At 61.9% G+C, this 13418-nt stretch carries 10 protein-coding genes; 4 read left to right on the plus strand and 6 right to left on the minus strand.

Annotated features, from left to right (window positions below):
- Positions 1-38: 38 nt before the first annotated feature.
- Positions 39-977 (minus strand): LysR family transcriptional regulator, encoded by a 939-nt coding sequence (locus tag F8A10_RS17555; RefSeq protein ID WP_010394665.1) that lies wholly within the window; start codon positions 975-977, stop codon positions 39-41.
- A gap of 253 nt (positions 978-1230) precedes the next feature.
- Here F8A10_RS17555 and F8A10_RS17560 point away from each other — a divergent pair, with 253 nt between their 5' ends.
- A complete protein-coding gene (locus F8A10_RS17560; protein ID WP_050804173.1) occupies positions 1231-2559 on the plus strand; it encodes a nucleobase:cation symporter-2 family protein in 1329 nt (442 codons plus the stop codon).
- A gap of 156 nt (positions 2560-2715) precedes the next feature.
- On the opposite strand, the gene F8A10_RS17565 is transcribed toward F8A10_RS17560, so the two are convergent.
- Genes F8A10_RS17565 through cyoA form a run of 5 tightly spaced genes read right to left on the minus strand, consistent with a single transcriptional unit; the run spans position 2716 to position 7639 of the window.
- Positions 2716-3405 carry an SURF1 family protein gene (locus F8A10_RS17565; RefSeq protein ID WP_152368033.1) on the minus strand — a complete coding sequence of 230 codons (690 nt, stop codon included), beginning with the start codon at positions 3403-3405 and terminating at the stop codon, positions 2716-2718.
- Positions 3402-3785 (minus strand): cytochrome o ubiquinol oxidase subunit IV, encoded by a 384-nt coding sequence (gene cyoD, locus F8A10_RS17570; protein WP_152368034.1) that lies wholly within the window; start codon positions 3783-3785, stop codon positions 3402-3404. The genes F8A10_RS17565 and cyoD overlap by 4 nt, the downstream gene beginning before the upstream one ends.
- Complete coding sequence (gene cyoC, locus F8A10_RS17575) at positions 3785-4414, minus strand: cytochrome o ubiquinol oxidase subunit III (RefSeq protein WP_010394657.1); 630 nt, start codon at positions 4412-4414, stop codon at positions 3785-3787. Before cyoC ends, cyoD begins: the two co-directional genes overlap by 1 nt.
- Positions 4415-4417: 3 nt before the next feature.
- A complete protein-coding gene (gene cyoB / locus F8A10_RS17580) occupies positions 4418-6424 on the minus strand; it encodes a cytochrome o ubiquinol oxidase subunit I (protein ID WP_085502103.1) in 2007 nt (668 codons plus the stop codon).
- 12 nt (positions 6425-6436) lie between these two features.
- The gene (gene cyoA, locus F8A10_RS17585; protein ID WP_152368035.1) at positions 6437-7639 is read right to left on the minus strand and encodes a ubiquinol oxidase subunit II; all 1203 of its coding nucleotides are present in this window, start codon (positions 7637-7639) and stop codon (positions 6437-6439) included.
- Positions 7640-7863: 224 nt separating this feature from the next.
- Here cyoA and F8A10_RS17590 point away from each other — a divergent pair, with 224 nt between their 5' ends.
- The 3 genes from F8A10_RS17590 to F8A10_RS17600 all read left to right on the plus strand — a co-directional run bounded on the left by F8A10_RS17590 (position 7864) and on the right by F8A10_RS17600 (position 13400).
- A complete protein-coding gene (locus F8A10_RS17590) occupies positions 7864-9189 on the plus strand; it encodes an MFS transporter (RefSeq protein WP_085502105.1) in 1326 nt (441 codons plus the stop codon).
- A gap of 111 nt (positions 9190-9300) precedes the next feature.
- Entirely contained in the window at positions 9301-11127 is a 1827-nt protein-coding gene (locus tag F8A10_RS17595; RefSeq protein ID WP_227493481.1) for a sigma-54-dependent Fis family transcriptional regulator, read from the plus strand.
- Between the two features lie 125 nt (positions 11128-11252).
- Positions 11253-13400 (plus strand): hydantoinase/oxoprolinase family protein, encoded by a 2148-nt coding sequence (locus F8A10_RS17600; RefSeq protein WP_010394647.1) that lies wholly within the window; start codon positions 11253-11255, stop codon positions 13398-13400.
- The last annotated feature ends 18 nt before the right edge of the window (positions 13401-13418 follow it).

Consider the following 13418-nt stretch of genomic DNA (forward strand, 5'->3'; position numbering starts at 1 on the left):
GGCCAGGCTACTGCCCCCCGCCCGATTGGCGGCGGGGGTCACTGACCCGATCCGGTCCGGCGAAACCCGTTGCGCAGGCTCGATTGCGTCGATCGGTGCAGAAAGTCGCGAAACAGTCGGCAGGCAGGCGACAGCGAATGATCGGCCCGTTGAATAAGCGAGATCTTGCGGGTGATGATCGGCTCGACCGGCATCACCGTGACCAGTCCCATGGATTTCGCCAGAGGATTGACGGCCGAGGTCATCACCGCGATGCCAAGCCCCGCCTCGACCATGCCGATGATTGTCAGCGGCAACGAGACATCCTGAAACGAACGGTGCAGCGTCAGGTTCACCTGGACACGCGCCAGCTCGGCCCGCAGCCGTTCGCGGATGGGGTTGCCCCGCTGCGGGCCGATCAGTGTTTCGGCTTCAAGATCTTTCCAGCGCAGCCCGCGCCGTTGGGCCAGAGGGTGCTCCGGCGGCATGACAACCAGAAAGGAATCGGTGGTCAGCTCCAGCCCAAGAACCTCGCTGTCCCGATCCGGAACGGTGCCAAGACCCAGATCGACCTGGCCGGATTTGACCATATCGACCACTGCCCGTTCCGACACATCGTGCATGGTCACGTCGATATTCGGGTATCTGTCGCGAAAGCTGCGGATAAGGCGCGGCAGCATCAGCGCTGCCTGCAAGGTGCCAGCGGCGATGCTGACCCGGCCCCGGCTGAAATTGTTCAGATCACGGGCATTTTCAACCAGACGATCCAGATCTCCGACGGCCTGACGCGCCACGGCCAGTGCCTCGGCACCAGCCTGGGTCAGCCGCAGCAATCGTGTGTGGCGATCAAACAGCCGCAGGCCAAGGTTTTGCTCAAGCTGGCTGATCAGGGTGCTGACCGCGGATTGCGACAGCCCCAGCCGTTCCGCTGCCCGCGTGAACTGTCCGCTTTCCGCGACGGCGACAAAGGCCCGGAACTGCTTGAGCGTGGGTTCCATGCGATCCCTCCATCTCAATTCATAGAAAGATCATATGAACAAAGTCAATTGTGCCGATTGATAAATGAATTGTCGTCGGCCCAAGATGAAGTGCATGCGCAAAAGACATGCCGACCAAGCCAGCAGACAGGGAGACGAAACCATGAGTGGCACACTCGATATGAGAAACTCTGCATGGGACGGGGAGGAGGCGGCCGCGCCAGTTGCTGTGTCCCGGGAAGGGGCAGTGGCCTTTGATCCGATTGAAGAAAAAATGCCCGTTCCCAAGCTTGTGGCGCTGGGGCTGCAGCATGTTCTGGTGATGTATGCGGGTGCGGTGGCGGTGCCGTTGCTGATCGGCAATTCGCTGGGGCTGAGCAAGGAACAGGTGGCGCTGCTGATCAGCGCCGATCTGTTCTGCTGCGGCGTCGTGACGATGATCCAGTGTCTGGGCCTGTGGAAATTTGGTGCCCGGCTGCCGATCATGATGGGGATCAGCTTTACCGCCGTCCCGGTGATCATCGCCACCGGCAGCGATCCCGATGTGGGCATCCGCGGCGTTTTCGGTGCGGTGATTGCCTCGGGGGTATTTACAGTCTTTGCTGCCTGGTTTTTCAGCAAATGGGTGCGCTTTTTCCCCTCGGTCGTGACTGGCACGGTTATGCTGGTGATCGGTGTTTCATTGATGCGGGTGGGGGTGAACTGGGCTGCTGGCGGCAATCCGACCATCCGCACTGCCGAAGGCGTTGTTCCGAACCCAGCCTATGGCGAACCCTTTGCCATAGCCGTCGCCGGGATCGTGCTTTTGACCATCCTGCTGGTGACCCGGTTCTTTCGCGGATTTTACGCTAATCTTGGCGTGCTGATCGGAATCGGACTGGGCTTTCTGATCTCGATTGCGGCGGGCAAGGTCAGCTTTCAAGGTCTGGCCGAGGCGCACTGGGTCAACTTGGTCACCCCTTTTGCCTTTGGTCTGCCGACCTTTAACCTTTGGGGCACGATTGGGTTAAGCGCCGTGATGATCGTGATGATGATCGAGGCCACCGGTCAGTTTCTTGCCGTGGGTGACATGGCCGGGCAAAAGATCAGCGAAGAGCGTCTGGCGCGCGGACTGCGTACCGATGGTATCGGTAATATCATCGGCGGCATCTTCAATACCTTCACCTACACGACCTATGCGCAGAACGTCGGGCTGCTGCAGATCACGGGCGTGCTTAGCCGCTATGTGGTCGCGGCAGGCGGTGCAATCCTGATCCTGCTGGGCTGCCTGCCCAAGATCGCTTTCATCAGCGCCTCGATCCCCAGCTATGTGATCGGTGGCGCGGCGCTGGTCATGTTCGGAATGGTTTCAGCCACAGGGGTCAAGATCCTGGCGCGGGTCGATTTTGTCGGGAACCGGCGCAATGTCTATATCGTGGCGGTCAGCCTTGCGCTGTCGATGATCCCGGTTGTCGCGCCGACGATGTTTGACAAGATGCCCCATCTGGTCGAGCGGATCTTTCACAGCGGCATTCTGGTCGGGACCTTTTCGGCCCTGCTGCTGAACCTTCTGTTCAATGGCATTCCGGCACGTGGGACCGACCCGGCGGCAGCGGCGCATTGATCGCGCCGGATACCTTTGGCGGGCCGGGATATTCCCGGCCCGTTTTTCATGGGTTGTGATGGGCTTGGTATCGCCCGAGCCGTTCCACCGGTTCCGGTGGCTTATGGTTAAGCTGATTGGCCGCTAAGCCTGCAATACGACCCTGATGTCGGGGGATCAGGCCCGGCCGCGTCTGCGCAGCCAGATCAGCCCGCCCGCCCATAGCGCCGCTAATGAGAACCAGGTCAGCGCATAGCCAAGATGGCTGTTGCGGAACCTGACCTCGGTCAGCCCGCCGATCGGTTGCGCCTCGTCCCCGCGATCGTCGGCGTCGATGAAATAGGGTGCGACCGGGCCGATGCCCTGTGCGGCGGCGATGGCAGAGGTGTCGCGGGAATACCAGCGTCCGCCGACGGGATCATTGCGGCGCAGGAACCCGCCATTGTTCTGGCTCATCCGCAAAAGCCCGCTGACCGTCACCTGATCCCTGGGTAAGGGGCGGTCGTTGCGGGCGGTCTCGGGGACAAAGCCGCGGTTGATCAACAGATCCCAGCCCTCGGTGGTGCGCATCGGCGTCATGACCCAAAAGCCCGGCCCCCGGGCAGTCACTGCCTTGACCAAAGTGTCGCTGTCGGCGCGATAATTGCCGCTGACCGTCACCCGGCGGTATTCGGCATCGCGCGGATCAAGCCCAGCCCAATCCGCTGGTCCGGGGGCGGGGACGGGATCGGCTGCCAGCCGTGCCTCAACCCGGGCGATGAGATCGGTTTTCCACGCCAGCCGCTGGACCTGCCAGACCCCAAGCGCGATCAGCGCCAGAAGGACTGCCAGCGCCCCGGCAGCCGCCAGCAGCCGGCGGAAATTCACGAGCCAAAGCCCTGCATCAGCTCATGATCCATCTGCGGCATCATGTTGGTGTTCATGTGATACATGACCCATAGCGAACCGGCGAGCAGGATCACCACCACGACGATGGTGAAGATGGTCGAAAGCATGGTCCAGCCCTCTTCCTGCTTACCGTTCATATGCAGGAAACAGACCATGTGGACGAGGATCTGGGCCACGGCAAAACCCATCACCGTGACGGCGGTCAGCGAGCGGCTTTCAAACCCTCCGGCCATGACCAGACCAAAGGGGATCGCGGTCAGGATCACCGACAGCAGAAAACCCTTGATATAGGCGGCATGGCTGCCGTGGTCGTGGCCGTGATCCTGATGATGCGCGGTATGTGCGTGTTCAGCGGACATCAGATCATCCCCAGAAGATAGACGAAGGTAAAAACGCCGATCCAGATCACGTCGAGGAAATGCCAGAACATCGACAGACAGATCATCCGGCGCTGGTTTTCTGGCCCAAGCCCCCGGCGCGCGATCTGCACCATCAGCGTTATGAGCCAGATCGAACCAAAGGTCACATGCAGCCCGTGCGTGCCGACCAGCGTAAAGAAAGCCGACAGAAAGCCCGAACGCTGCGGTCCGGCCCCCAGGTGGATCATGTGCTGGAATTCGTAAAGCTCGATCCCCAGAAAGCACAGACCAAAGACCAGTGTCACCCCCAGCCAGCGCAGGGTCGCCCCCTGCCTGCCCGCAAACATCGCCAGCATGGCAAAGCCAAAGGTGATCGAGGACAGCAGGAGCATCCCAGTATTGACCGCCACAAGCCCAAGATCGAACAGGTCCTTAGGCCCTGGTCCGGCGGCAAAGCTGGTGCCAAGCACGCCATAGACCGCAAAGAGCACTGCAAACATCAGGCAGTCGCTCATCAGATAGACCCAGAAACCCAGGCTGGTCGAGGCGCCCTCGGGGTGGTGATGGGGTTTAAGCTCCCAATAACGGCCAAGGTTGTCTGTGGTGGTGTCGGTTACAACGTGGCTCATGGTTCAGACCCCCTGCGCAAGCTGGCGCGTCCGGGCATCCTCGGTCGCCTCGATTTCCGGGACCGGGATGTAATAGTCGCGATCATAGTTGAAGGTATGGGCGATCGAGACAGCGATGATGCCAAGAAAGCTCAGGCCCGCCAGCCACCAGATATACCAGACCATCGCCAGCCCGCAGACCGTCGCCAAAGCGGCAAGGATCACGCCGGTGCCGGTGCTTTTCGGCATATGGATCGGCATGAAGCCTGACGTCGGCCGGGTGGCGCCCTGCTGCTTCATCTCCCACCAGGTATCCAGCCCGTGCGAGATCGGGTTGAACGCAAAGTTATAGGCGGGCGGTGGCGACGAGGTCGCCCATTCCAGCGTGCGCCCGTCCCACGGGTCCCCGGTCGGGTCGCGGTATCCGGGGCGGTTGCGGCGCATGATCGAGACGCCGAACTGCACGAACATGGCCAAGATGCCGACGGCGATCAGCACCGCGCCAAGGGCGGCGATGGCAAACCAGATGCGCAGGTCCGGGTCATCAAAGACACGCAGCCTTCGCGTCACGCCCATCAGGCCAAGGATGTACAGCGGCATGAAGGCAAACCAGAAGCCGATGACCCAGAACCAGAATGAGACCTTGCCCCAGAACACATCCAGTTTGAAACCAAAGGCCTTGGGCCACCAGTAATTCACCGCCGCGAAACAGCCAAACAGCACGCCGCCGATGATGACGTTGTGGAAATGCGCAACGAGGAACAGCGAGTTGTGCAGCACGAAATCGGCGGGCGGCACCGCAAGCAGCACCCCGGTCATGCCGCCGATCACAAAGGTCAGCATAAAGGCCAGTGTCCACATCATCGGCAGTTCGAACCGGACGCGGCCGCGATAGATGGTGAACAGCCAGTTAAAGAGCTTGGCCCCCGTCGGGATCGAGATGATCATCGTGGTGATCCCGAAGAACGAGTTCACCGAGGCGCCCGAGCCCATGGTAAAGAAGTGATGCAGCCAGACCAGATAGCTCAGCACCGTGATACAGACGGTGGCATAGACCATCGAGCTGTAGCCAAACAGCCGCTTGCCCGAAAAGGTCGCGGTGATTTCGGAAAACACCCCGAACAGCGGCAGGATGAGGATATAGACCTCGGGGTGGCCCCAGATCCAGATGAGGTTGATATACATCATCGGATTGCCGCCAAGGTCATTGGTAAAGAAGTTGGTGCCGACATAGCGATCCAGCGTCAGCAGGATCAGCGTCATGGTCAGGACCGGGAACGAGGCGACGATCAGGATGTTGGTGCAGAAGGCCGTCCAGGTAAACACCGGCATCCGCATCATCGTCATGCCCGGCGCGCGCATCTTGAGGATCGTCACCAGCAGGTTGATGCCTGAAAGCGTGGTGCCGACCCCCGCGACCTGCAGGCCCCAGATGTAATAATCCACCCCGACCCATGGGCTGTAGCCGATGCCCGACAGCGGCGGAAAGGCCAGCCAGCCGGTCTGTGCGAATTCACCCACAAACAGCGAGGCCATGGTGATGATCGCGCCCCCGACCGTCATCCAGAACGAGAAGTTGTTCAGAAAGGGGAATGAAACGTCACGCGCGCCGATCTGCAGCGGCACGATATAGTTCATCAGCCCTGTGACAAAGGGCATCGCCACGAAAAAGATCATGATGACGCCATGGGCGGTAAAGATCTGGTCGTAGTGATGCGAGTTCAGATAGCCCTCGGATCCGCCAAAGGCCCAGACCTGCTGCAACCGCATCATGATCGCATCGGCAAAGCCGCGCAGGAACATGACCAGCGCAAGGATGATATACATGATGCCGATCTTTTTATGATCGACCGAGGTAAACCACTCTCGCCACAGCCAGCCCCACAGACGGTAGCGGGTCAGGGCTGCAAGCAATGCGACCCCGCCCATCGCTACGACTACAAAGGTGCCCAGGACGATCGGCTCTTTCGGGATCGCATCCCAGTTCAGCCGGCCCAGAAGAAAGGTGGTTTCGTTGGAAAACGTTGCCATGCTTGCGTCCGATCAGAATTTCTGCGCCTGACCCCTGGTTGGGTCCAACAGCGTCACGGCATTGTCCTGTGAGGGGGTGAACAGCCCTTTCGGCGGGGTCAGCGCATGGCCGCGCAGAGGCGTCATGTTCACTGTCGTGCGGGTCAGCTCGGGCGATTTTCCGAACATCCGCGCCGAATCCTCGGGCGTGCAGAACGAGGCGATCTGAAAGGGCTCCCACCCCAGTACCGGGGCGCGGGTGCCGCGTCGCTGGTCCTTGTCATAGGTCAGCCGCTGCACATTCATCGTACCGGCAAGCCCGGTGCCGCCCTGGGCGTCCAGGGCCATCATCTCTGCCATGCAGATCTTGCCGGGCTCAACGCACATGTTCACGACGCGCTGGAAAAGCTGGGGATCGACATCGGCAAAGGACATCGGCGGCACGTTTTCGCTGGGTGCCTCAAGCTCAAGGTAGCGGGGGCGGTCCAGCGTGCCGCCGCCAGCCCGGGCCCTGGCGACCCAGGCGTCAAAGCCTGCCTCGTCGCTGGCCAGTGCCTTGAAATGCATCCCCGAAAAGCCCTGGCCCGAGTAATGCGAGGCGATGCCCTTGTATTCGCCCGGGCGGTTAAAGACGCCGTTCAGCTTGGTTTCCATCCCCGGCATGGCGTAGATCATGCCAGCCATCGCCGGGATGTAGAATGCGTTCATGACCGAGGTCGAGGTCAGCGTGAACTCGACCGGACGATCGACCGGCACCGCCATCTCGTTGATCGAGGCAATGCCCTGTTCGGGATAGATAAAGAGCCATTTCCAGTCCATCGCCACCACCTGCACCTGCAGCGGCCTGGTGTCGCTGGCCACCGGCTGGCCGCTCGTGATGCGGTCAAGCGGGCGATAGGGGTCCAGCAGATGCGTACCGACCCAGGTCAGCGCCCCAAGCGTGATGATGATCAAAAGCGGCGCGGCCCAGATCACGAACTCAAGCTTGGTCGAATGGTCCCAGTCGGGCTGATAGTCGGCGCGGCGATTCCTGGCGCGGTAACGCAGCGCAAAGATCACCGTCAGGATCATGACCGGGACGATGATCAGCAGCATGAGCAGCGTCGAGGTCACCAGCAGGTCGCGCTGTCGCGCCGCCACATCCCCGGCGGGGGCCAGAACTTCGGCCTTGCAGGCGGCCAGCGGGAACGCCAGCGCAAGCCACGGCAGGCCGGCGAATTTTCGTTTTTGGGTCATTGGACTGTCCGAGTGTCCGTGAACGACAGGTGCGGATGGCTGAGTCGCGAAAGGCTGCGACCTATGCGGTAATTGGCTTACCTTGATCTGGATCAAATCCGCCATGCGGCGTTTTGTCCTATACTGCCTGGCCCCTCATTGCGGCAGCAATAAGGTAGGAAACGCCGCGGTGGACTTTGGTCAAGCCGGGCGCGAATCTGGATCACATCGGATTCCTCGGGAACATGAGCACAACTTCTTCCATGCCCGCCGCCGGGACGGCAGCCCCGTCATCGCACGGCCATCACAGCGTTTCACCCTCGGACATTGCCGTCGGGGTGATCATCGGACGCACCTCGGAGTTCTTTGACTTCTTCGTTTTCGCGATTGCCTCGGTGATCGTCTTTCCTCAGCGGATCTTTCCCTTTGTCGATCCGCTGACCGGCACGCTGCTGTCATTTGCGCTGCTGGCACTGGCCTTTGTCGCCCGGCCGCTTGGCAGCGTCCTGTTCATGGGCATCGACAGACGCCATGGACGCGTGACCAAGCTGACGGCAGCCCTGTTTTTGATGGGAACCGCCACCGTCGCGATGGGCCTGATCCCCAGCTATGAAAATGTCGGCGGCTGGGCGGTGGTCATCCTTGCTATCCTGCGCATCGCACAGGGGCTGGCACTTGGCGGGGCATGGGACGGTATGCCCTCGCTTTTGGCGCTGACGGCCCCACCGAACCGGCGCGGCCTTTACGCCATGGTGCCGCAGCTTGGCGCGCCGATCGGGCTGATCGTGGCAAGCCTGCTGTTTGCTTATCTTGCCGCCAATCTGACGGCGCAGGATTTTCTGGACTGGGGCTGGCGCTACCCGTTCTTTGTCGCCTTCTCGGTCAACGTGGTGGCGCTGTTTGCCCGGCTGCGCATCGTCGCGACCGATGAGTTTTCCCAGCTTTTCGAATCGCGTGAGCTGCAGCCGACCCGCATCGGCAAGACCCTCGGCGAGGATGGCGGTGCGGTGCTTGTCGGGATCTTCGTTCCGCTGGCAAGCTTTGCCATGTTCCACATGGTCACGGTCTATCCGCTGTCCTGGATCTATCTTTATACCGACGAGACGCTGCTAAGCTTTCTGATTATCGAGGCCGTGGCCGCCGTTGCTGGAATCGTTGCCATTCTGCTGTCGGGCTGGCTTGCCGACCGCTTTGGACGGCGTAACCTCTTGCTGATCGGGGCGCTGCTTATCGGTTGTTTTGCGGCACTCGCCCCCCTGCTTTTGTCCGGCGGCGAGACCGGAGAGCTCATTTACATGATCGCCGGTTTTTTTATCCTTGGCCTTAGCTTCGGGCAAAGTTCGGGTGCGGTGGCCTCGCTCTTTGGGGCGCGCAACCGCTATACCGGCTCGGCCATCGTCTCGGATCTGGCCTGGATGTTCGGGGCGGGTTTCGCGCCGCTGACGGCACTGCTGCTGTCGACCTGGCTGGGGCTGTCGGCTGCGGGGCTATACCTGCTTTCGGGCGCCGTCTGTTCGGTCATCGCCATTCTCATGTCGGGCAAGCTGGATTTTCGCACCTCTGACCGCTAGGTGACCCGCCGTCCCCCGATCCCATACCAGAGGCGGGGCGCGGCGTTCTTTTCTTGACACAAGCTGCGCCAGTCACATTACTCTGCGGCAAGCCTGCAGAAAGGCGCGATGATGACGGAAAGCATCCAGAAGGAGGACTGGGAGCGGTTCCGTGCGTTGGGGAGCGTGCCCCCCAGCATCCGGGAGATCGTGTTCAGGTCCTGGGTCAGATCACGGGAGCGGGGGGAAATCGGCTCGCTCAACCGTGCGCCGACGGTTGCGCAGGACGAATTGCATGGCATTCGCCACCGCAACGCGAGGCTGCGCAAGGCGGCGCAGAACGCGATCCGCCGCACCGGATACATGCTTGAGGACGCCGGGGCGATGCTTCTGCTTTGCGACCGCAGAGGCGTCGTCATGGATGCGACGGGCGATTCCCGCATCCTGTCGCGCGGTGCGGAAAACCATCTGCAACCGGGCGGGCGCTGGGACGAAGGCGCGATTGGCACCAACGCCATCGGCACCGCGCTGCATCTGGCCCAGCCCGTCGTCATCACCGGGGTGGAGCATTTCTGCGAGGCGATTCAGCGCTGGTCCTGTGCTGCAGCCCCGATCCATGACCCGCTGAGCGGGCGGCTGCTTGGCGCTGTCGATATCTCGGGTCCTGCTCAGGACAGCATGCGCCGGGGCGCCGCGCTGTCGGTGACGCTGGCTTTGCAGATCGAGGAAAGCTTGCGCAGCGCCGGTCTGCATGAACATGCGGTCCTGATTGATGCGCTGCTGGCACGGCACAATGGCGGGGGAGCCGAGGATCTGTTGCTGCTTGACCGCTACGGGCGCAAGGTCTGGTCCCGCACCCCCAGCCGCGAAGCTGCCGCGCAGGTCGAAGCGAAAGGTGCGGTCCTGCAAAGCCTGATGAAGGACAACGACGGCGACTGCCATGATCTGGCCGGGCGGGTGCGCGAGGTTCTGGCCGATGCCGAGGTCGATGTCCTGTCCGAACGTGGCGAGGCGCTGGGCGTTGTCGTGACCTTTCCCCGCCGCACCCGTCCTGCACGGCGTGAGCCGGCCGCGCCCCCAGATCTGCGCCAGATCGCTGAAACAGGGGCGGTGATGCAGGATCTTTGCAATGCCGCTGAACGGATCGTCGGAAACGGCCTGCCTCTGGTTCTTGAGGGGCCGGTCGGCAGCGGCAAAGAGACCTTTGCCCGTGCGCTGCATGCAGGTGGCCCCCTGGCCGGGTTGCCGTTCGAGATGCTCGATTGCAGCCTTCTTGACGCGGCGACGCTGAAGCCGGGATCGGGTGGCAGCGAGGCATTGCTGCGTCTGGCGCAAAGCGGCGGCACGCTGTGCCTTGACGAGCCGGCCGAAACCCCGGCCGAGGTGCAGCCGCTTCTGACACAGGCGCTGGCGCAGATCGAACGGGCGGGGACGGCGGTCCAGTTGATAACCTTGTGCTCGGTGCCGCTGTCCGACAGCCTTGGCGTGGGCGGGCTTGGCTCGGCGCTGCATTTCCGGCTGGCTGCGGCGGTCTTGCGCCTGCCTGCGCTGGCCGAGCGGCGTGAGGACCTGCCGGCGCTGATCCGCCGCTTTGCCCAGACCTATGCGCCGCAGCACCGTCAGGGCAGGGTGCTGCGCTTTACCCCGGCGGCAATGCAGCAGTTGCAGGCCCATGACTGGCCGGGCAATCTGCGGGAATTGCGCAATCTGGTGGAATCTCTGGGTGTGACCTCGCTAAGCGGGCTGGTTGATGCGTCGGACCTGCCCCGCCACCTGACGCGCGCACCCGGTCCGCGGCGCGAGGAAACCCTGCGCGACCGAGAGCGGGCCGAGATCATGGCGGCCATGGCCGAGGCGGGCAGCAACATCACCGAGGTCGCGCGCAGGCTGGGGATCGCGCGCTCGACGCTTTATCTCAAGCTTGACCAATACGGCATCAGGCGGCCCCGCCGCGAATAAGTGCCGTTCTGTCCGCCATTGTCCGACGCCCTGTCCGAAAACCGGACAACACGGACAGGTGGCACGATTCCATCCTGCCGCTACGCCACAGGGAGGTGGCGCAATGGGAGGAGAAAACCGTGCCATTGGACAAACCCAACAGACGCAAGGTGCAGGTGCTGGGCATCGACGCTGGCGGCACCATGACAGATACGTTCTTTGTGGACAGCGAAGGCGAATTCGTCGTCGGCAAGGCCCAATCGACGCCACAGAACGAGGCGCTTGGCCTGATCGCCAGCTCTCGCGAGGGGTTGGAGCATTGGGGACTAACGCTGGAAGAGGCGCTGTCCGAAATCCAGACCGGTGTCTATTCAGGCACCGCCATGCTGAACCGAGTGGTTCAGCGCAAGGGGTTGCGCTGCGGCCTGATCGTCAATGCGGGGATGGAGGATTTCCACCGCATGGGCCGTGCGATCCAGGCCTATCTGGGCTTTGCCTATGAAGACCGGATCCACCTGAACACCCATTACTATGACGAGCCTTTGGTGCCGCGTCACCTGACGCGCGGCGTCATGGAACGCATCGACATGTCGGGTACCGTGGTCATTCCGCTGCGCGAGGAAACCGCCCGTCAGGCTGCGCGCGAACTGATCGCGCAGGATGTCGAAGGTATCGTGATCTCGCTTTTGCACAGCTACCGCAACCCCGCGCATGAACGGCGGGTGCGCGATATCGTGCAAGAGGAAATCGCGGCCTCGGGCAAGTCCATCCCGGTTTTTGCCTCGACCGACTATTATCCGGTGCGCAAGGAAACCCACCGCACCAATACTACCATCCTTGAGGCTTATGCCGCCGAGCCGTCGCGCCAGACGCTGAACAAGATCTCATCCGCGTTCAAGGATAACGGCTCGAAATTCGACTTTCGCGTGATGGCGACGCATGGCGGCACCATCAGCTGGAAGGCCAAGGAGCTGGCGCGCACCATCGTCTCGGGTCCGATCGGGGGCGTGATCGGTGCGAAATATCTTGGCGAAGTGCTGGGTTATTCCAATATCGCCTGCTCTGACATTGGCGGCACCTCGTTCGACGTGGCGCTGATCACCCAGAACGAACTGACGATCCGCAACGACCCGGATATGGCGCGGCTTGTCCTGTCCCTGCCTTTGGTCGCCATGGATTCGGTCGGCGCCGGGGCGGGCAGCTTTATCCGGCTTGACCCCTATACCAGGGCGATCAAGCTTGGCCCGGATTCGGCGGGCTATCGCGTCGGTGTCTGCTGGGCTGAATCGGGGATCGAGACCGTCACCATCTCGGATTGTCATGTCATCCTTGGCTATCTGAACCCCGACAACTTCCTTGGCGGTCAGGTCAAGCTGGACCGCGAGCGGGCCTGGAACGCGATGAAGGAGCAGATCGCCGATCCGCTTGGCCTGTCGGTCGAGGATGCCGCGGCTGGGGTGATCGAGCTTTTGGACAGCGATCTGCGTGACTATCTGCGCTCGATGATCTCGGGCAAGGGTTACAGCCCGTCCAGCTTCGTCTGCTTCAGCTATGGTGGCGCAGGTCCTGTCCACACCTATGGCTATACCGAGGGTCTGGGCTTTGAGGATGTGATCGTTCCCGCCTGGGCGGCAGGTTTTTCCGCCTTTGGCTGCGCGGCGGCGGATTTCGAGTATCGCTATGATAAATCGCTCGATATCAACATCGCAAGCGAGGCCGGGGATGATCTCAAGGTCCGTCAGGCCCAGACCCTGCAGGCAGCTTGGGAAGAGCTCAAAGAGCGGGTCCTCGAAGAGTTCGAGATCAACGGCTATTCCGCTGATCGCGTGACACTGCAACCCGGTTTCCGCATGCAGTATCGCGGCCAGCTGAACGATCTGGAAATCGAAAGCCCGATCCTTGAGGCCAACTCGGCCGAGGACTGGGATAAGCTGGTCGAGGCCTTCAACGACACCTATGGACGCGTTTATGCCGCCGCTGCCCGCTCGCCCGAGCTTGGCTATTCGGTGACTGGCGCGATCATGCGCGGCACGGTGCCAATCCCCAAACCCCGGATCCCCAAGGAACCCGAGGCCGGTCCGACCCCGCCCGAAGAGGCCAGGCTTGGCACCCGCAAGTTCTATCGCCACAAGCAATGGGTCGATGCGCAGCTTTACCAGATGGAAAAGCTGAAACCGGGCAACCGCGTCACCGGCCCGGCGATCATCGAATCCGACGCCACGACCTTTGTGGTGCCCGGAGGTTTCGAGACCTGGCTCGACGGTCATCGCCTGTTCCACCTGAAAGAACTCTGAAGCTCCGAGGGAGGAGAT

The organism is Paracoccus kondratievae (assembly GCF_009301415.1).
GTDB classification, from domain to species: domain Bacteria; phylum Pseudomonadota; class Alphaproteobacteria; order Rhodobacterales; family Rhodobacteraceae; genus Paracoccus; species Paracoccus kondratievae.

Coding starts and splice junctions, on each gene's coding strand:
- F8A10_RS17555 (WP_010394665.1), bottom strand. CDS start 977: ATGGAACCCACGCTCAAGCAGTTCCGGGCCTTTGTCGCCGTCGCGGAA.
- F8A10_RS17560 (WP_050804173.1), top strand. CDS start 1,231: ATGCCCGTTCCCAAGCTTGTGGCGCTGGGGCTGCAGCATGTTCTGGTG.
- cyoD (WP_152368034.1), bottom strand. CDS start 3,785: ATGTCCGCTGAACACGCACATACCGCGCATCATCAGGATCACGGCCAC.
- cyoC (WP_010394657.1), bottom strand. CDS start 4,414: ATGAGCCACGTTGTAACCGACACCACCACAGACAACCTTGGCCGTTAT.
- cyoB (WP_085502103.1), bottom strand. CDS start 6,424: ATGGCAACGTTTTCCAACGAAACCACCTTTCTTCTGGGCCGGCTGAAC.
- cyoA (WP_152368035.1), bottom strand. CDS start 7,639: ATGACCCAAAAACGAAAATTCGCCGGCCTGCCGTGGCTTGCGCTGGCG.
- F8A10_RS17590 (WP_085502105.1), top strand. CDS start 7,864: ATGAGCACAACTTCTTCCATGCCCGCCGCCGGGACGGCAGCCCCGTCA.
- F8A10_RS17595 (WP_227493481.1), top strand. CDS start 9,301: ATGACGGAAAGCATCCAGAAGGAGGACTGGGAGCGGTTCCGTGCGTTG.